Below are 18830 nucleotides of genomic sequence, written 5' to 3'. Positions count from 1 at the left end.
CGAGCGCCTGAGTTACGACAGCGAATCCACGCTCTGATCGCTCAGCGCGCCGGAAATGACCGTCACCGGCACCGGGAACGTGCCCAGCGCGTGCGCGAGCAGCGAGACCAATGGGCCCGGGCCTTCCGCGCCCGGGTTCGCGGCGAGCACCAGCATGGCGATATCGGGGTCCTCGTCGATCACCGCCAGCAGCTGTTCCATCGCAGCACCTTCGCGGATCACCCGTTCCGGCGTGATCGCGGCGATGCCGTTGGCGCGGCCGGCGGCACGGTCGAGCGCGGCTTCTGCCGCCTCCTGCGCTTCGGCGCGCATGATGTCGGCAACTCCAAGCCATTCCTGGCTCTGCTGCTCGGGCTCGATGATGCGGAGCATCACCACGCCGCCGCCGGCGCGGATCGCCCAGCGGCTGGCGTAATAGACCGCGCGATCCCATTCGGCGGTGTCGTCGACGATGACGAGGCATTTGGGCTTGTGACCCGGCTCGAAGCAAAGTCGCTTGCTGGTCATGCATGTCCCGGAATGTGCGCGGCTGACATGCTGCCACACTCCATCGTGCTTGGGGAGAGCAGAAGCGGCCGGCGCGGTGGCGTCGGCCGCGTTTTCGCGAACGCGCCTCAGCGCCGGCGGATGAAGCCCACGATGTCCTTCGAGAGCTTCATGGTCTCGTCGGCGATCGCACGCGCCCGGTCGGCGCCGTCGTTCAGGATCGCGTCGATATGGCCGGGGTCGGCGACGAGGCGCTTCATCTCGCCGGCGATCGGCGCGAGTTTGGTGACGCACAAATCCACCAGCGCGTTCTTGAAGCTGGAGAACTGGCCGCCGCCGAAATCCCTGAGCACGTCGGCCTTGGAGCGGCCGGAGAGCGCGGCGAAGATACCGACGAGATTGGCGGCCTCGGGGCGCGCTTCCAGACCCTTCTCCTCGGTCGGTAGCGGCTCGGGATCGGTCTTGGCCTTGCGCACCTTCTGCGCGATGGTATCGGCGTCGTCGGTCAGATTGATGCGCGAATTGTCGGACGCGTCCGACTTCGACATCTTCTTGGTGCCGTCGCGCAAGCTCATCACGCGCGTGGCCGGGCCCGTGATCAACGGTTCCGGCAGCGGGAAGAACAGGCCGTCATTGGCGCCCTGGCTGCGGATCGAGTCAGCGAAGTCATTGTTGAACTTTTGCGCAATGTCGCGCGAGAGCTCGAGATGCTGCTTCTGGTCCTCGCCGACCGGCACGTGGGTGGCGCGGTAGAGTAGAATGTCGGCCGCCATCAGCACGGGATAGTCGAACAGCCCGACGGACGCGTTCTCGCGGTCCTTGCCGGCCTTCTCCTTGAACTGGGTCATGCGGCCCAGCCAGCCCATGCGCGCGACACAGTTGAAGATCCAGGCGAGCTCGGCGTGGCCCGAGACCTGGCTCTGGTTGAACACGATGTGCTTCTTCGGATCGATGCCGCTGGCGATGAACGCCGCGGTCACCTCGCGGGTGTTGCGCGCGAGCTCGACCGGCCCACCCCAGACGTCCACGCCCTGCGTGATCGCGTGCATGTCGACGACGCAATAGATGCAGTTGTGGGTTTCCTGCATCTTCACGAAGTTGACGATCGCGCCGAGGTAATTGCCGAGGTGCAGATTGCCCGTCGGCTGGACGCCCGAAAAAACCCGTTCAACGAATGCCATGGCAGCTTTCCTGCAAGATACGGGGCGTCGTTTCCAACAGCGGCGCTGCCCCGTCAAGGGTATTTCGCTAACCTCAGGCGCCGGGATCGGGCTGGGCGGGGCGCTTCAAGGCACCGGCCGCCTCGCGCCAGGACGCGACGCGGAGGATTTGCAGGAGCAAGCCATAGACGACGATTCCGGCGGCGATCTGTGAGCCCAGCGCAATGAAGCGGATCAGCCCGTGGGCCTGTGAAGGCAAGAGGGCTGCGGTCAGCCACAGCAGGCCACCCATGAACAGCGCGGCGAGCACGATTCGCGGCAGCCGGTTGCGGGCGCCGGCATCGACCGAGAAGCCGAATTCACGCGTGCCTTTCCTGAGGAGCGAGATCGCACTGCTCCAGGCGCCGGCGGCAATGCTGGCGGCGATCCCGCTCGCGCCGAAGAAATGACCGAGCAGGACCGCGAGCGCGACCGCGACCACGAACCCTTTCGCGGTCGCAAGCAGCGGCGTCATCGTGTCGCCGCGGGCAAAATAGGCCGGGGACAGCGCCTTGATCAGCACATGCGCCGGCAGGCCCAGCGCCAGCCACATCAGTGCATGCGCCGTGGCCGCGCTGTCCTCCGCGCCAAAGGCGCCGTGTTCGAACAGCAGCCGCACGATCGGCTCCGCCAGCACGATCAAGCCGAGCGTCGCCGGCAACGCCAACCCGGTCGCGAGTTCCAGCGCGCGCGATTCCGCATGCGCAACCGCATCACGGTCGCCGCTCCTCACCGCGCGCGTCAGCTCCGGCACCAGCACCGTACCCATGGCGACGCCGACAATGCCGAGCGGCAGCTCGATCAGGCGGTTGGCGAAATAGAGCCAGGAGACCGCGGCCGGCGTGGCCGAGGCGATGATCGCGCCGGCCACCATCAGCCATTGCGGGCCGGAGCTCGCGATCATGCCCGGGATCGCCTTGGCGAAGAAGCCGCGCATATCCTTGTCGAAGCTCACGCGCAGCGGTGTCGCCAGACGCGCACTTCGCTGCGACAGCAGCATCAGGAGCTGCAACAGGCCGGCGATGCCGACGGTGGCCGCCAGCATCCACGCGGCGAAGGTTGCATCGGCGTGCCCCAGCAGGAGTGCCGCTATCGCGGCGATCAGGGCGATGTTGAACAGCAGCGGCGAGAACGCGGTGAGTGCAAAGCGTCCCTGCGCGTTGAGCAGGCCCATCAATACCGTGACGGGTCCCGCGAAGGCCAGATAAGGCAGCATCAGGCGCGCATTCTGGATGGCGAGATCGAGCGATGCGCTGCCGACGAAGCCCGGCGCGATGATCATGATGATCAGCGGCATCAGCAGTGCAATCACGATCGAGATCGCGATTAGGCCCGCGCTGACCGTACCCAGCACGCGTCCCGCGAACGCCGCCGCAGCCGCCTCGCCATCGCGGTCTCGAACGCGCAGCCAGGCCGGGATCAGCGCCGCATTCAGGGCCCCCTCGCTGAGCAGGCGCCGCACCACGTTGACGAGCTGAAATGCCGCCAGAAACGCGTCCGCCACGGCACCGGTGCCGAGCAGCGCCGCGATCAGGGAATCGCGTGCAAAGCCCAGCAGCCGTGAAGCCAGTGTCCCCGTCGAGACGGTCAGGAAGGAGCGGATCATCGGAACTGCATAATACCGTTGCTTGCCCGCGAAGGGCCGGCCGTGATAGGCCGCGAGCCAGATTTCAGACCGACAGGAAGCGGATTTCCGCGGGTATCGCAATCCGCCAAACAGGATCAAGGTGAATGGCTGACGTGAAATATGACGTTCTCGGCATCGGCAACGCGCTGTTCGACGTGCTGGTCAAGACCGATGAAGCCTTTCTGGGCAAGCACGGCATGACCAAGGGCAGCATGTCCCTGATCGACGAGGCGCGGGCCGCCGCCATCTACAAGGACATGGGCCCGGCGACGGAAGTTTCCGGCGGTTCGGCCGCCAATACCATCGTCGGCATCGGCAGCCTCGGGGCGCGCGCCGCCTACGTCGGCAAGGTCAAGGACGACCAGATTGGGAAGCTCTACGTCCACGACATCCGCGCGGCCGGCGTCGCCTTCAATACGCCCGCGGCGAAGGACGGCCCTGCGACCGGCTGCTCCTACATCCTGGTGACCGACGACGGCGAGCGCACCATGAACACCTATCTCGGCGCCGCGCAGGATTTGTCGCCCGCCGACATCGACCCGGCCGAGATCACCGCGGCCGGCATCGTCTACCTCGAGGGCTATCTCTGGGATCCCAAGAACGCCAAGGACGCCTTCGTCAAGGCGGCCAAGATCGCCCATGATGCCAAGCGCAAGGTGGCGCTGACATTGTCGGATTCCTTCTGCGTCGATCGTTATCGCGACGAATTCCTGGGGCTGATGCGCAACGGCACCGTCGATATCGTGTTCGCCAACGAGTCCGAGCTGCATTCGCTCTACCAAACCTCGGATTTCGACACCGCACTCAAGCAGCTGCGCAACGACGTCAATCTCGGCGTGGTCACCCGCAGCGAGAAAGGCTGCGTGGTGGTGACGCCAACTGACGCAGTCGCAGCGCCGGCGTCTCCGATCGCGAAACTCGTGGACACTACCGGCGCCGGCGACCTCTTCGCCGCCGGCTTCCTGTTCGGCCTGGCGCGCAACCTGCCGTTCAAGCAGTGCGGCGAACTCGGCGCGCTCGCAGCCGCCGAAGTAATCCAGCACATCGGCGCGCGTCCCCAGGTGTCGCTGAAGGAGCTCGCCGGGCAGCGCGGCCTGACGGTTTAAGGTGGAATAGCCTCATCCTCGCTGTCATCGCCCGGCTTGGCCGGGCGATCCAGTACTCCGAGACGGGTGTGGTTCAATCGAGAGGCTCCGGCGTACTGGATTCCCCGCCTTCGCGGGGAATGACAGATGCGGCTCACGCAGTCTTCGCGGCTTTCAACCCAAGCCGTTGCTCCACCTCGTCGCGCATCAGGAATTTCTGGATCTTTCCGGTCACGGTCATCGGAAACTCGTCGACGAATTCCACGTAACGCGGAATCTTGTTGTGGGCGATCTGGCCGTCGCAGAAGGCGCGCACCTCCTCCGGCGTCAGCGTCTCGCCGGACCTGACGCGGATCCAGGCGCAGAGTTCCTCGCCGTAGCGGGTATCCGCAACGCCAAAGATCTGCACGTCCTGAATCTTGGGGTGCCGATAGAGAAATTCCTCGATCTCGCGGGGATAGAGGTTCTCGCCACCGCGGATCACCATGTCCTTGATGCGGCCGACGATGTTGCAATAGCCCTGGTCGTCGATGATGGCGATGTCGCCGGTATGCATCCAGCCGTTGGCGTCGAGCACATCCGCGGTCTTCTCCGGCTCCTCCCAATAGCCCAGCATCACGCTGTAGCCGCGAGTGCAGAGCTCGCCCCGTTCGCCGCGCTTGACGATCTTGCCGTCGAGATCGACGACCTTGACCTCGACATGCGGATGGATTCGTCCGACCGTCGAGACGCGGCGGTCGAGCGGATCGTCGACGGCGCTCTGAAAGCTGACCGGGCTCGTCTCGGTCATGCCATAGGCGATCGTGACCTCGCCCATGTTCATCTCGCTATTGACGCGCTTCATCACCTCGATCGGGCAGGGTGCGCCGGCCATGATGCCGGTGCGCAGCGATGTCAGATCGAAGTTTGAGAATTCGCCGTGGTCGAGTTCGGCGATGAACATCGTCGGCACACCGTACAGCGCGGTGCATTTTTCCTGCTCGATCGTCCGCAGCGTCGCGAGCGGATCGAACCCCTCGCCGGGATAGACCATCGTCGCGCCGAGCGTGACGGAGGCGAGGTTGCCCATGACCATGCCGAAGCAATGATAGAGCGGCACCGGAATGCAGATGCGGTCCGCTTCGGTCAGGCGCATGGCGCGGCCGACGAAATAGCCATTGTTGAGAATGTTGTGATGGGTCAGCGTCACGCCCTTGGGCGATCCCGTCGTTCCGCTGGTGAACTGGATGTTGACGGCATCGTCGAATTGCAGGGAGGCACCGAGCGCGGCGAGCTGTTCGCGATGCGGGGTTCCACCCATGCCGGCGACCTCCTCGAACGGGATCGTGCCCGGGCAGGCGGGGCCGCCGATCTGAATCACGATGCGCAAGGCCGGCAGCCGCGCGGCCCGCAATTGCCCGGGCCTGGCGCTCGCAAGCTCCGGCAACAGCGTGTTGAGCATGTCCATGTAGTTGCTGGTCTTGAACGCCGTCGCGGTGACGATGGCGCTGCATCCGACCTTGTGCAGCGCGAATTCCAACTCGCTCAGCCGGTAGGCCGGATTGATCGTCACCAGGATGAGACCGGCCTTGGCGGCAGCGAACTGGGTCAGAGTCCATTCCGGCCGGTTCAGCGACCAGATGCCGATCCGTGCGCCGCGTTCGAGACCGAGCGCAACAAAGCCGGCGGCGAGCGCGTCGACCCGCGCGGCAAACTCCGTCCATGTCCATCTCACGCCGTGGCTGGGCGAGACCAGCGCCTCGCGATCGCCCCAGCGGCGCGCGGCCTGATCGAGGCTGCGCCCGATGGTGTCGCCGAGCAGCGGCGTGTCGGAGATGCCGCAAACGTAACTGTCGGCTTTGTCTGCCAAGATCGTGTCCTCCAGTCAGGTGCGTGGACGGCCGGGACAACAAGCCCGGCCGTCACGCGTCGTGAGAGCTAGGCGCGCCTCAGGCCGCTTTCTGCCCGCTGCCGGCATCGAGCCCGGCATAGACGCCGCGCTCGAAGCCGGCAAAAGCCTCGAGACATTTTGCGTCGGCGAACGGCAGCAGCTGCATCAGGATCACGCCGGTGACGTCGCGCGCCGGGTCGATCCAGTAGTAGGTGTTGGCGAGGCCCGCCCAGGCGAGGCTGCCCGCGCTGCGGCCCTCGGCGGTCTTGGCGGTGTTGATCATGAAGCTGAGGCCCCACTTCTTCACCTGCTCCGGATAGAGATCGACGTCATTGGTGTACATCGGCGCCGCCGTGGTCATCTTGCCCATGGCGAGATCGCCGATGTGGTTCTGCCCCATCGTCGCGATGGTCTCGGCCTTCAGAACCTGATTGCCGTTGCCGCGGCCCTTGTTCAGGATCATCTGGGTAAACTTGATGTAGTCGGCCGCGGTCGAATAAAGGCCTCCCCCACCCATGTGGAATTCGGGCTCCTGCTCGAGCTCGAACGGGATCGCAGCGAGCTGGCCATCCTCGCCGCGCGCATGCATGCCGACCAGGCGCTTGCGCATGTCGGCAGTGATCTTGAAAGCGGTATCGCTCATGCCGAGCGGTGCGAACAGATTGTCGCGCAGATAGGCATCGAGACGCTTGCCGCTGACGGCTTCCACGGCCTTGCCGACGAAATCGATATTGGTGCCGTATTCCCAGCGCGTGCCGGGGTCGGTCATAATGGGCGTCTTCAACGCCGCGTTCTGACATGTGGTGATGGCGGGGATGCCGTTCTTGTCCAGATAGACCGCGAGATCGCCATTCCACATGTTGTAGCAGAAGCCTGCGGTGTGGGTCATGAGCTGACGCAGCGTGATCGGCCCCTTGGCCGGCCGCAGCTTGGCCTCGCCCTTGGCATCGAAACCTTCGAGCACCTGCGGCTTGGCGAGATCGGGCAACACCTCGCCGATCGGCGCATCCAGCGACAGCTTGCCTTGCTCGACGAGCTGCATCGCGCCGGCTGATGTCACCGCTTTCGTCATCGATGCGATCCAGAACACGCTATCGGCAGTCATAGCATCCGGCTTGAACAGGTCGCGTTTGCCGAACGCGCCCTGATACAGCACGTCGGTACCGTTGGAGGCGATGGCGACGACACCGGGAATCTCCTTGGCCTCGCTCTTCTGGCGCAGAATCTGGTCGATCTCAGCTTTGCCTTGCATACGCGTTTCCTCCGGTTTGATTATTGTTGGAAGCGATCGATTGTCCTCCCGCGTGCGCCGCGCGGCAAGCACATCCGCATACCTGCCGCGGTCGCGATGTCGTGACTTGACGGTCGGCTCCCCGCGCACGACGACAATGCGCTGAACTACAACACTCCGTCACAATCTGCGGTGGATGGCCGCAGCCAGCGGTGACCGTGGATGGCTCCTGGCGATATGTTTCGACTGTTTGAAGCACTTGAAACATTTTGTGAGCTGCGGCGTTCAGCTCTCGGCCGATCCACGGCCAACGTTAAGACTTGATGCAAATTTCGTGGCCGCCCACCGGCCGCGAGGGGGACCTCAAATGATTTCGACCTGGAGCGAATGGAAGCGCTATCCCCGTCCCGGACGGGGCGAGAATCTCGAGGCGCCGATCTCGCCCGGCATCTATGAGGTTCGCATCGCCGGCACCGGCGCGCTCTATTCGTTTGGCGCGGTCGACAATCTGGCGCAGGCGCTGGCGCTATTGCCGGTCGGTTCAAAGTCCTGGTTCGGCCGCCGCAACGCGTCGGACGTCCCCGATCTCGAATATCGGACCTGCGCGACCTCCTCGAAGGCCGACGCCAAGGCCGCCGCCGAGCGCATGATCGGGCGGCGCGAGACCTATCTGAGCGGCGCGGCGTAAGTCCGCCGCTCCGAGCCTGGCTCCCAGCAGATGTGCGTTGCGGGACGGTGCATTGCGCGCCGCCTCTCCCTATATTCCGGCCGAACCGGAACAGCCCGCAAGACCCCGCAGGAGTGACCCCATGACCCCGACCGCCGCCGCACGTGCTCAGCACGCCACCTCCAATCTGCGCGACCGGCTGAAGGACCCGTCGCTTCTGAAGGAGGCCTGCTACATCGACGGCGCCTGGGTCGGCTCGCCGGTCTTCGCCGTCAACAATCCCGCGACCGGCGTCGAGCTGGCAAAGGTTCCGCAGCTTTCGGCCGATGACGCCACCAGGGCGGTCGAGGCCGCCGAGCGCGCGTTCCCTGCCTGGGCCAAGCACACCGCCAAGCAGCGCTCCAATATCTTGCGCAAATGGTTCGATCTGATCATTGCCAATCGCGAGGACCTCGCGCTGATCCTCACCTCCGAGCAGGGCAAGCCGCTCGCCGAAGCGCTCGGCGAGGTCGACATCGGCGGCGCCTATGTCGAGTTCTTCGCCGAGGAAGCCCGCCGCGTCTATGGCGAGACCATCCCGACCCAGCGGCCCGACGCGCGCTTGCTCGCGATCAAGCAGCCGATCGGCGTCTGCGGCGCGATTACGCCGTGGAATTTCCCGAACTCGATGATCACACGAAAGGTTTCGCCGGCGCTTGCGGCCGGGTGCACCGTGGTGCTGAAGCCCGCCAACGAAACGCCGCTGTCGGCGCTGGCGCTTGCCGCGCTCGCGGAGAAAGCCGGCGTGCCCAAGGGTGTGTTCAACATCATCACCGGCGATGCCGCGCCGATCGGCAAGGTGCTGTGCGAGCATCCGGCCGTGCGTTTCGTCGGCTTCACCGGCTCCACTGCCGTCGGCAAGATCCTCTACCAGCAGGCCTCCGTCGGCGTGAAGCGGCTCGGCCTCGAGCTCGGCGGAAACGCGCCGTTCGTGGTGTTCGACGACGCCGATATCGATGCGGCGGTCGAGGGCGCGATCGTCTCGAAATACCGCAACATGGGCCAGACCTGCGTCTGCGCCAACCGCCTCTACGCCCAGGACAAGATCTACGACGAGTTCGTGCAGAAGCTGTCGAAGAAGGTCGCGGCGATGAAGATCGGCGACGGCACCGAGAGCGGCGTCACGCAGGGCCCGCTGATCAATTTGAAAGCGGTCGACAAGGTCGAACGCCACATTGCGGACGCCGTCAAGCGCGGCGCCAAGGTCGTCACCGGCGGCAAGCGCAGCGAGCTCGGGCGCTCGTTCTTCGAGCCGACCGTGCTCTCCGACGTCAAGCCGGACTCGCTGGTGGCGCAGGAGGAAACCTTCGGCCCGCTCGCACCGGTGATCCGATTCAAGGACGAGGCCGACGTGATCGCGATGTGCAACGCCTCGCCGTTCGGGCTCGCCTCCTACTTCTACTCCCGCGATCTCGGCCGCGTCTGGCGCGTCGCCGAAGCGCTGGAGTCGGGCATGGTCGGCGTCAACACCGGCCTGATCACCACCGAAGTCGCACCCTTCGGCGGCGTCAAGGAAAGCGGCCTCGGCCGCGAAGGCTCGCATCACGGCATGGAAGAATATGTCGAGATCAAATACGTGATGATGGCGGGGGTTTAAGCCGCGCTATTTCTTGGTCGTCCTGGCGAAAGCCAGGACCCATTACCCCAGGGCGGGGTTGCGGCGCGAAGCTGGTAACCACGAGTCTTCGCGAGAACTATGGCCGGTGGCTATGGGTCCTGGCTTTCGCCAGGACGACATCGGAGTATGTGGCAGGCTAGCGGCTTAGCCGGATGGAGCGAAGCGTAATCCGGGGCCTCTGTCGTTTGTCGCACGATCCCGGATTGCGCTTCGCTCCATCCGGGCTACGCGCCAATCACCGCCTCAACACCGCGATCGTGCGGTTCGCAAAGGTCAGCCGCTCCGCCATGACCGACACGAAATAGGTCAGCAGCTTGTGGCTGAGCTCCGGATCCTCGGACTTGATCGCGTCGAACTGGTGTGTGTTCAGCACATAGAGCACGCTGTCGACTTCGGCCTGGATGGTGGCGCTGCGCGGTGTCTGTGACACCAGCCCCATCTCGCCGATCGTGGTGTAACGGCCGAGGCTGCGCACGCGCGTGGTGCGGTCGTCGTCGGCCGGAATCATGATGCCGACGCGCCCGTCGAGGATGAAATGCATGGAATCGGCGGCATCGCCGGCCTGCACGATGACCTCGCCGGCTTCGACCTCGATGCGCTGGCAGCGGCGGATCAGCTCGTCGGCGCCATCCTCGCTGCCGAGCATTCGCGTGAACCAGTCGCGCAGGCTAGCTTCTTCCTGCGCCAGCTCCTGATGCTGCGAGATGAGCTCGTTCTCGCACCATTCCAGCGCGTGATCCAGCTCGGGGATGATGGTGACGCCGTCGCCGACGAAGTCGCTGGAGCGCAGCACCTTCTCGGCAGCGACCGACAGATGAACCAGGATCAGCTCGACGCCGAGTTCGCCAGCGCTGCGCTTGATCTGGGCAAAGCTATAGGCAGCCGATGAATCGACGCCCGTGACGAGCTTGAAGTCAAACAGCAGATAGCGGCATTCGGGGCGTTCCTGCAGCAGCTGCTTGACGTGCTGATAGAGCCGGTTGGCGGAGCCGAAGAACAGATAGCTCTGGAGATTGAGGCCGCGGATCTTGCCGCCATGGGCCAGCAGCACCTCCTGGTCGTCGCGCGAGCGATCGAGCGAGGAGCGGTACTCCGAGCCATCGAAACTGTACTTGATCGACTCCACCCGCGCGGCGCTGAACGCAAACGTCGCGCAGCCGATGATGACGCCGATCAGGATGCCCGGCACGAAACCCCAGGCCACGATGATCGCGATGATGGCGATCAGCGACAGATATTCCAGCTTCGACAGCCGCTTGCGCGACTCGATGATCCATTTGTGCAGCTGGTCGGCGCCGAGATAGAGCAACAGGCCGCCGAGCACGAATTTGGGGATGAAGCCGAGCAGCTCGGGTGCGACGGCGAGCACCAGCAGCGACAGCGCCGAGGCCGTGAGGCCTGACAGGCGCCCGCGCCCGCCGCTGGAGAAATTGAGCATCGAGCGGCTGGTCGAGCTGCAGCCGGCGTAGCCGCCCAGCAGGCCGGTCAGGATATTGGCGGCGCCGGTGACGTTCAGCTCACACTCCAGATTGGCTTCGCGATGCGTGGCCACTTCGATGCCGGTGGTGTTGAACAGCGTACTGGAGGCCGTGACGAAGATGACCGCGACGACGTTGCCGAGCAGGTCCGGGATGGCAAACCAGGGATAGCGGGCGAGATCGTCGGTATGCCAGGGCAGCACGAAGACCGCCTGTGGTGGGGACTGAAAGGTCCAGCCCAATGTGTGCGCCTCATCGAAGGAAACGCCGGTGATCCAGAACGCCAGATGCGCGGTGAGCACGCCGCCGACCAGGATGATCGGCAGTCCGAACGGGCTGCGCGAGCGGTGCCAGGTGAGATACAGCACCAGCGCCATCGCGCAGGCGGCACCCAGCTCCAGCAGGATGGTGCGGTCGGCGAAGTGCGGCAGCGTCGCGAATTGCAGCGGGTGATCGGTGATCACCCGGACCGAACCCATGACGATGAGAAGTCCGGTTGCACCGAGGAAGCCGCCGACCACCGGATAAGGCACGTAGCGGATGGCGCGGCCAAGCCGCGTCAGGCCCAGCCCACACAGCACCAAGCCTGTCAGCATCGTCGACAGGCCGAGCGTGATCAGGATCGGTGACAGCAACGGCGCTGACAGGTGCGCCGTCTCGATGCGTTCGACCACCGAGGCCGCCAGGATACCCGTCACCGCGGCGGTCGAGCTGTCGGGGGCTGCAATCGCGAAGGGCAGGGAGCTGCCGAGGCCGACGACGGCCGCAAGCACGGCGGAGCTGACGAAAGTGGCCGTGATGCCGTAGGACAGATAGGGCGACAACGGCCCCGCGAAGATCAGCAGCGAGTAGGACAGTCCGAACGTGACGGTCAGGACGCTGGCGGCGCTCCCGCCCAATATATCATTCAGCGCGCGCTTCAGGGCCGGATTGAGCCCGGTCGACGGAGTGAAGCCAATTGCGGGATCGGTCACGCCGTGACACTCGCTCATGAAAATTCCTGTTCGAGACGTAGACGACTGCGAGCCTAGCGCAACAGGATTCTTGCGATTATGAGGTATCCGACAGTTCCATCCACGGCGTGTGAATGGCCAATCATGCCCGGGGAGGGAGGAAAACCGAAGCGCCTGCCATTCGGTGTCGTCCTGGCGAAAGCCAGGACCCATTTCCCGAGGGGGCAGTTTGGCGAAGGCTGTGCATTCGGGACTTGCACCGATCGATAGACCTCGCGCTATGGGTCCTGGCTTTCGCCAGGACGACACCGCGGAGGCATCGAGCCGGTTGGCAATGACGGAGCGAGAGGCGCCGACTGGGGCTAGATCTTCAAATCCTGCCCCGTCACGCGTCGATACGCTTCAAAATACCGCTTGCTGGTCGCGTCCACCACGCTTGCCGGCAACGGCGGCGGCGGGGCGTCGCCGTTCCAGCGACCGGCGCGGCGTTCGACGTCGAGATAGTCGCGCAAGGGCTGCTTGTCGAAGCTCGCTTGCGGCTGGCCCGGCTTGTAGGCGTCGACGGCCCAGAAGCGCGAACTATCCGGCGTCATGACTTCGTCGATCAGGATGATGCGGCCGTCCTTGTCGCGGCCGAATTCGAACTTGGTGTCGGCGATGATGATGCCCTGCTCGCGGGCGAGCTCCTCGCCGAGCGTGTAGATCGCGCGCGTCATGCTCTCGAGCGTGTAGGCCGTCTCGTCGCCGACGACCTCGCGCATCTTCGCGATGGTGATGTTCTCGTCATGGCCGGTCTCGGCCTTGGTCGCCGGGCTGAAGATCGAAGGCTCCAGCTTCTCGCTCTCGACGAGGCCCGCCTTCAGCTTCTCGCCGGCCAGCGTGCCGCTGGCTGCATATTCCTTCCAGGCCGAGCCCGAGAGGTAACCGCGGATCACGCATTCGATCGGAAACACCGTGGTGCGGCGGCAGAGCATGGCGCGGCCGAGAATTTCGGCGCGATGCGGCTTCAAGGCCGGCACGGCAGCGATGATCTCGTCGGTGTCGGCGCTGATCATGTGATGCGGCACCACGCCTTCGAGTTCGTTGAACCAGAACGCGCTGATTTGCGTCAGCACCGCGCCCTTCATCGGAATGGTCTCGCCCATCACGACGTCGAAGGCGCTGATGCGGTCGGTGGTGACGAGCAGCAGGCGGTCGTCGTCGATGGCGTAGATATCGCGCACCTTGCCGCGCCCGATCTTGGGCAGCGGCAGGTCGCTGGAGAGCATGGCGGTCATCGGCAGAACTTTCGGAGCAAGGCCTTGCGACAGGACATCCGGCCGCGCCTGATCGCGCGACCGGAAACCGGGATAGCCTATTCCGGCAGCGGAATGAACTCATGTTCCTGCGGAACTGCGGCGAAGCGGCCGGTTTTCCAGTCCTGCTTGGCCTGCTCGATCCGCTCCTTGCTGGAGGAGACGAAATTCCACCAGATGTGGCGCGGGCCTTCCAGGGCGTCGCCGCCCAGAAACATCATCCGCGTGGCCTTGAGCGCCTTCACCGTGATGCGGTCGCCCGGGCGGAAGATCAGCAGCCGTGGCCCCTCGTAGCGCTCGTTCGCGATCTCTACCTCGCCGTCGACGACGTAGATCGCGCGCTCCTCGTGATCGGGATCGAGCGGCACGGTGGCGCCCGCGACCGCCGTGACCTCGGTGTAGAACCAGGGCGAGACCATCGAAACAGGCGAGGTGACGCCGAAGGACGAGCCCGCGATTACCTTCGCCGTGAAGTCGCGCTCGGTGACCATCGGCAAGTCACCCGCGCCGTAGTGCTGGAACGACGGCGCGATCTCTTCCGACCCTGCCGGCAGCGCGATCCAGCTTTGCAAGCCCAGCATCTTCTGCCCCGAGGCGCGCTGCACATCCGGCGTGCGCTCGGAATGCGCGATGCCGCGGCCGGCTGTCATCAAATTCATCGCGCCGGGCTGGATCTCCTGGATGTTGCCCTCGCTGTCGCGATGCATGATCGCGCCGTCAAACAGATAGGTGACGGTGGCAAGCCCGATATGCGGGTGCGGCCGCACGTCCATGCCCTTGCCGGAGACGAATTGCACCGGCCCGAAATGGTCGAAGAAGATGAAGGGTCCGACCATCTGCCGCTTGCCATGCGGCAATGCGCGCCGCACCGCGAAGCCGTCGCCGAGATCGCGCGTGCGCGGCACGATGACAAGATCGAGCGCATCGCAGGACATGGGATCGCCGAGCACGGGATCGTTCGAGGGTTGCCAGCTCATGGTGGACTCCTTTTGGCTTTTTCGAGCTAAATCGTAGCAGGATTTCGTGCGGCCGTCGCGGCTAAGCCCGGGCCACATACTCCGCCGTCATCGCCCGCGAAAGCGGACGATCTAGTACGCCGCGGCCACTCGGTTCAATCATGGCCGTCTCGGCGTACTGGATCGTCCGGTCAAGCCGGACGATGACAGCCGTGGTGCGGATGGTGCTTGAAAAAATCAATCCGACGGACGATGTTCGGCTCGCCCATACCAATGGCCACAGCATCTGATGACGTCAGCCGCCCTTGAACTCGCATTCCGCGCCGCTTCTGTGGCGTTGCTATTAGTGCTGGCGGCATCGCTTGTCAGCGATTTCCGCAATGTGCTGGCAGCCCGGCTCGGCGCGGCCTTTGCGCTCGGCTCGGCCGCGCATGCCGCGAGCTATTCCGTCGGAATATCGTCGCTGGTCCCGGCATGGCATGCGCCGCTGATTGCACTCTCGACCGGCAATATCGTTGTGTTCTGGCTGTTCACGCGCGCGCTGTTCGACGATGAGTTCCGCCTGCGCCGGTGGCACGGATTGACCTGGGGGTTGGTGACAGCGTTCAGCTTCGTCAGCTGTCTCTGGATCGCACCCGGCGGACATGTCCGGCTCGTCGTCACCTCGGTGAACCTGATCGTGCTCGGCTTCATTGCGCTCGCGATCATGCAGACGATCGGCTCATGGTCGGCCGATCTGGTCGAGCGCCGCCGCCGTGTTCGCGTCTTCATCGTCTGTGCTGCCGCGCTCTATGGCGGATTGAACGCGCTGCTCCAGATCCTCGTCGTCGGCAGTGACATCGGCGACGTCGCCAACACCATCAATACCGGCGTGCTCGCCAGTATTGTCGCGGTCATCGCTTATGCGATGATGCGCGTCGATGGCGCCGATCTGTTTCCGGCCGCCACGGAGGTTGCGCCGGCGATCGCGGCGAGCCCGCCTGTGGGCGAGGGCGCCGCCGACCAAAAGCTCATCGACGCCCTGATGCGGCTGATGGCGGACGAACGGATCTATCGCCAGGAGAACATCAGCATCGGCGTGCTGGCGGGCCGGCTGCAAATTCCCGAATACCGGCTGCGCCGGCTGATCAACCAGGGGCTCGGCTACCGCAATTTCAATGTGTTCCTGAACAATCACCGGATCGAGGAGGCCAAGGCCGCGCTGGCCGATCCCGCCCAGGCCGAGGTCCCCGTCATCACCATCGCGATGGATTCCGGCTTCCAGTCGCTCGGCCCTTTCAACCGCGCCTTCAAGGCCGTGACCGGCGTGACGCCGACGGAATACCGGCGGCTCAAGGTGAATGCTGTCTGATCTTTAGTGCACTGAAACATCTAGGCTATTTTGGAATCGGCGAGCGATTTGCGGTTTCAGCTACGCCGTTTTTCAAATTCGGCGAGCGGGCATCGCGTGAATGCCGCTTCGTCTCCGGCACGCGCCTCAAGCCGGAGCAAGCCTGTGACCCGCCGCCGCCAGATCGTCCTTCTCGCCACCGCTACCGCCTTTGCCGGCCTCGCGCTCGGCGCGGTTCGCGCCCATGACGTGCCCAAGGTCGCCACCGGCTTCATCGCCGACGTGCTCTGCGCGGAGACGTTTGTCTCGGGCCTCGATGTCGGGCGTAATTTGACCGAGACCATTGATGCGATGCCGGGCGCCGGTTTGCTCACCTGGGCGATGGACTATCAGGTCGATCGCGCGCGCAAGGACGTTACGGTGACGCTGTTCGGCATTGGCCGCAGCCACGCCGTCTATCGCGACGGCCTCGGCTGCACGCTCGAGCACGGTCGAGGGATCACCGACGTCGCCTTGCCGCCTGATGATAGGCCGCCGGTGTTGCTGCCCGAGATTGCCGGCCCCGCAATCGTGCCGCCGCAAAGCCCGGAGCTGTCAGCCGCGCTCGATCGCGCCTTCGCCGAGCCGACATCGCCGCCATATCGCCGCACCCGCGCGATCGTCGTCATGAAGTCGGGCCGCGTCATCGCGGAGCGCTATGCCGACGGCATCGGGCCGGAGACGCCGCTGCTCGGTTTCTCCATGACGAAGTCCGTGATCTCGGCTCTCACCGGGATTCTCGTGCGCCAGGGCCGACTGAAGCTCGACGGGCCCGCACCGGTCGCCGCCTGGACCAATCCGGACGATCCGCGCCACGCCATCACCGTCGATCAATTGCTGCGCCACACCGCGGGCCTGGCGCTCGGCAGCTCGCTTCAGGCCTCGCTCGGCTCTGTGTTCGAGCCGGTCAATCGTATGAAATTCGTGGAGGCCGACATGGCCGCCTATGCCGCGAGCATGCCGCTTGCGACCGCGCCGGGCACCGTGTGGAATTATCACGATGGCAACACCATCATGCTCGCGCATCTGATCCGCAACGCCGCCGGCGGCAATCCCGAAGGAGCGCTTGCCTTCGCGCGCCGCGAATTGTTCGCGCCGCTCGGCATGCGCCATGTCACGCTCCAGCTCGACGGCGCCGGCACGATCAAGGGGTCGAGCGAAATGCTCGCATCCGCGCGCGACTGGGCGCGCTTCGGCCAACTCTATCTCAACGACGGCATCGCCGGCGGCCGGCGCATCCTGCCCCAGGGTTGGGTGAATTACTCGGCGTCCGCGACGCCCAATGCATGGGTCGGCATCGGTGCCGGCTTCTGGACCAACCAGGGTAACAGCTTTGGCGCGACCTTCCGCATCGATCACGGCTGGCCACGCGATGCCTTCTTCGCCAAGGGCACGATCGGGCAGTACACGATCGTGGTTCCGTCGGAGCGTCTGGTGATCGTGCGGTTAGGCCGTTCGCCGAACGCACCGCCGGAAGCGGATGGCGTGTTCGATCTGGTGCGCGACGTGGTCGCGGCAACGCGCGAGAAGGGAAAGCTGGCGGGGGAGGATTAGGAGCTTCACCTCCCCAGTTCCGTCGCCTTCGCCACGCGGTCGAACCGCTCCAGTGTCATGATCGCGTCCGCGAATTTCTCCGCACGCGCGTTCAGCACCGGGCGGGCCAGCGTCAAGAATTTCTGCTGCATCGCTTGTGCATCCGGGAACGAGGTCGGCTCGCCGGAAGGGTCGGCAAAGAGCCGCTCGTGCACGCCGTCGTCCGTCGTGATGCTCACGCGTGCGCCAAAGGGGTGGGTGCGGCCGATCTCGAGACGGTCGTCCTGCACCACGTCGAACTTGTCGGCGAGCGCGTCGATGGCTGCGTCCCCGAGGCGGGCGTAGTCGTCCCAGCCAAATGAGCCCTGGTCAAGCGCGAGCGCGCCGGTGAAGAACATCGAGAACTGGCCGCCGACGATCGAGGTCGGGTGCCGCTTGGTCGCGGCGTCGCCGGTGAGCGTGATGCCGTTGCGATGCAGGCCGATTTCGACGCGCTTGATCTGATCGGGCGTCAGATTGTGCTCGCGCCGCATCGCGATCAGCGCGTCGATCGCGGCGTGGGTATAGCGGCAGCTCGGATACGGTTTAACGCCGATCTTCATGGTCTCGTAGGTTTTGCCGAGCTCGGCGACCGCCTTGTCGGGATGCGCATCGTCGGTGTAGCCGGCGAGCAGGCCGTGCTTGCCCTCGACCGATTCCGTCGCGCCGACGAAATCGTTGCGCGCGAGCGTCGCGGCGATCACGCCGTTCATCGCGGCGGCGCCGACCTGGTAGCGCTTGTTCCAGGCGCCGTTGACCAGGAATTGCAGCGAGCCCGCGGCCTGGCTGCCGGCGACGCCGAAGGCGGCGATGAGCTGTTGCTCGGACAGGCCGAACAGCTTGCCGGCGGCCGCGGCTGCGCCATAGGTGCCGGCGGTGGCGGTCGGATGGAAGCCGCGGGCATAATGCGAGGTCGGGTCGAGCGCGTTGCCGAGCCGGCAGCAGACCTCGTAGCCCGCAACGATCGCGGTCAGCACGTCGCGGCCCGACGCGCCGACCATCTCGCCGATGGCGAAGGCCGCCGGAACCACCGGCGCGCTCGGATGCAGCGAAGAGTCTGCATGGGTGTCGTCGAAGTCGAGCGAATGGCCGAGCGCGCCGTTGAGCAGCGCCGCGACCGCCGGCGTCCAGGTCTTGCTGTCGCCGAAAACGGTGGATTCGCCCCTGGTGTCGAGCGCGAGCGCCTCCAGCATCTTCAGGATCGAGGGGGTCGATTCCGCTTCGCTGCGGGCCCGGATCGCGCTGCCGAGGAAGTCCAGCGTCAGCACTTTCGCGCGATCCAGCACTTTCGCCGGAATATCCTGGAATTTCAGGTTGGCGACATAGGCGGCGAGCGTTGCGGTTTCGTGAGCCATCGTGTTTCCTCGTTTTGGCGCGCAAGTTAG

General features: G+C 65.1%; 14 protein-coding genes. 5 read left to right on the top strand and 9 right to left on the bottom strand.

Going from position 1 to position 18830, the window contains the following annotated elements; translation table 11 throughout:
* Positions 1-12: 12 nt before the first annotated feature.
* From AC0L3S_RS06440 to murJ, 3 genes are all read right to left on the bottom strand, one after another.
* The gene (locus AC0L3S_RS06440; protein WP_007598307.1) at positions 13-507 is read right to left on the bottom strand and encodes a universal stress protein; all 495 of its coding nucleotides are present in this window, start codon (positions 505-507) and stop codon (positions 13-15) included.
* Between the two features lie 107 nt (positions 508-614).
* Positions 615-1667, bottom strand: a complete 1053-nt coding sequence (gene trpS / locus AC0L3S_RS06435; RefSeq protein WP_473278475.1) for a tryptophan--tRNA ligase — start codon at positions 1665-1667, stop codon at positions 615-617.
* A gap of 73 nt (positions 1668-1740) precedes the next feature.
* Complete coding sequence (murJ, locus tag AC0L3S_RS06430; RefSeq protein WP_473278474.1) at positions 1741-3291, bottom strand: murein biosynthesis integral membrane protein MurJ; 1551 nt, start codon at positions 3289-3291, stop codon at positions 1741-1743.
* A gap of 125 nt (positions 3292-3416) precedes the next feature.
* Here murJ and AC0L3S_RS06425 point away from each other — a divergent pair, with 125 nt between their 5' ends.
* On the top strand, positions 3417-4418 hold the full coding sequence (locus tag AC0L3S_RS06425; protein ID WP_473278473.1) for an adenosine kinase: 1002 nt from the start codon (positions 3417-3419) through the stop codon (positions 4416-4418).
* A 133-nt stretch (positions 4419-4551) separates the two neighbouring features.
* Here the strand turns inward: AC0L3S_RS06425 and AC0L3S_RS06420 are convergent, their stop codons facing one another.
* On the bottom strand, positions 4552-6246 hold the full coding sequence (locus tag AC0L3S_RS06420; protein WP_473278472.1) for an AMP-binding protein: 1695 nt from the start codon (positions 6244-6246) through the stop codon (positions 4552-4554).
* Between the two features lie 79 nt (positions 6247-6325).
* Complete coding sequence (locus AC0L3S_RS06415; RefSeq protein ID WP_473278471.1) at positions 6326-7519, bottom strand: serine hydrolase domain-containing protein; 1194 nt, start codon at positions 7517-7519, stop codon at positions 6326-6328.
* A gap of 346 nt (positions 7520-7865) precedes the next feature.
* Between AC0L3S_RS06415 and AC0L3S_RS06410 the strand changes: the two genes are divergently transcribed.
* Together AC0L3S_RS06410 and AC0L3S_RS06405 are read left to right on the top strand one after the other, a co-directional pair.
* The gene (locus tag AC0L3S_RS06410) at positions 7866-8186 is read left to right on the top strand and encodes a hypothetical protein (RefSeq protein WP_027566114.1); all 321 of its coding nucleotides are present in this window, start codon (positions 7866-7868) and stop codon (positions 8184-8186) included.
* 121 nt (positions 8187-8307) lie between these two features.
* Positions 8308-9801 carry an NAD-dependent succinate-semialdehyde dehydrogenase gene (locus AC0L3S_RS06405; RefSeq protein ID WP_473278470.1) on the top strand — a complete coding sequence of 498 codons (1494 nt, stop codon included), beginning with the start codon at positions 8308-8310 and terminating at the stop codon, positions 9799-9801.
* Between the two features lie 256 nt (positions 9802-10057).
* On the opposite strand, the gene AC0L3S_RS06400 is transcribed toward AC0L3S_RS06405, so the two are convergent.
* From AC0L3S_RS06400 to AC0L3S_RS06390, 3 genes are all read right to left on the bottom strand, one after another.
* On the bottom strand, positions 10058-12274 hold the full coding sequence (locus AC0L3S_RS06400) for an SLC26A/SulP transporter family protein (protein ID WP_473278537.1): 2217 nt from the start codon (positions 12272-12274) through the stop codon (positions 10058-10060).
* A gap of 341 nt (positions 12275-12615) precedes the next feature.
* Entirely contained in the window at positions 12616-13530 is a 915-nt protein-coding gene (locus AC0L3S_RS06395) for a phosphoribosylaminoimidazolesuccinocarboxamide synthase (RefSeq protein WP_473262414.1), read from the bottom strand.
* A 77-nt stretch (positions 13531-13607) separates the two neighbouring features.
* A complete protein-coding gene (locus tag AC0L3S_RS06390; RefSeq protein WP_473262411.1) occupies positions 13608-14525 on the bottom strand; it encodes a pirin family protein in 918 nt (305 codons plus the stop codon).
* A gap of 268 nt (positions 14526-14793) precedes the next feature.
* Between AC0L3S_RS06390 and AC0L3S_RS06385 the strand changes: the two genes are divergently transcribed.
* Entirely contained in the window at positions 14794-15855 is a 1062-nt protein-coding gene (locus AC0L3S_RS06385) for an AraC family transcriptional regulator (protein WP_473262409.1), read from the top strand.
* 144 nt (positions 15856-15999) lie between these two features.
* Entirely contained in the window at positions 16000-17427 is a 1428-nt protein-coding gene (locus AC0L3S_RS06380; RefSeq protein ID WP_473278468.1) for a serine hydrolase domain-containing protein, read from the top strand.
* Between the two features lie 5 nt (positions 17428-17432).
* Here the strand turns inward: AC0L3S_RS06380 and AC0L3S_RS06375 are convergent, their stop codons facing one another.
* On the bottom strand, positions 17433-18800 hold the full coding sequence (locus AC0L3S_RS06375; RefSeq protein WP_473278467.1) for an MmgE/PrpD family protein: 1368 nt from the start codon (positions 18798-18800) through the stop codon (positions 17433-17435).
* Positions 18801-18830: the final 30 nt, after the last annotated feature.

Source organism: Bradyrhizobium sp. Ken01 (assembly GCF_055807355.1).
Note: the sequence above shows the minus strand (reverse complement) of the source record. Positions and strands in the feature narration are given on the sequence as shown.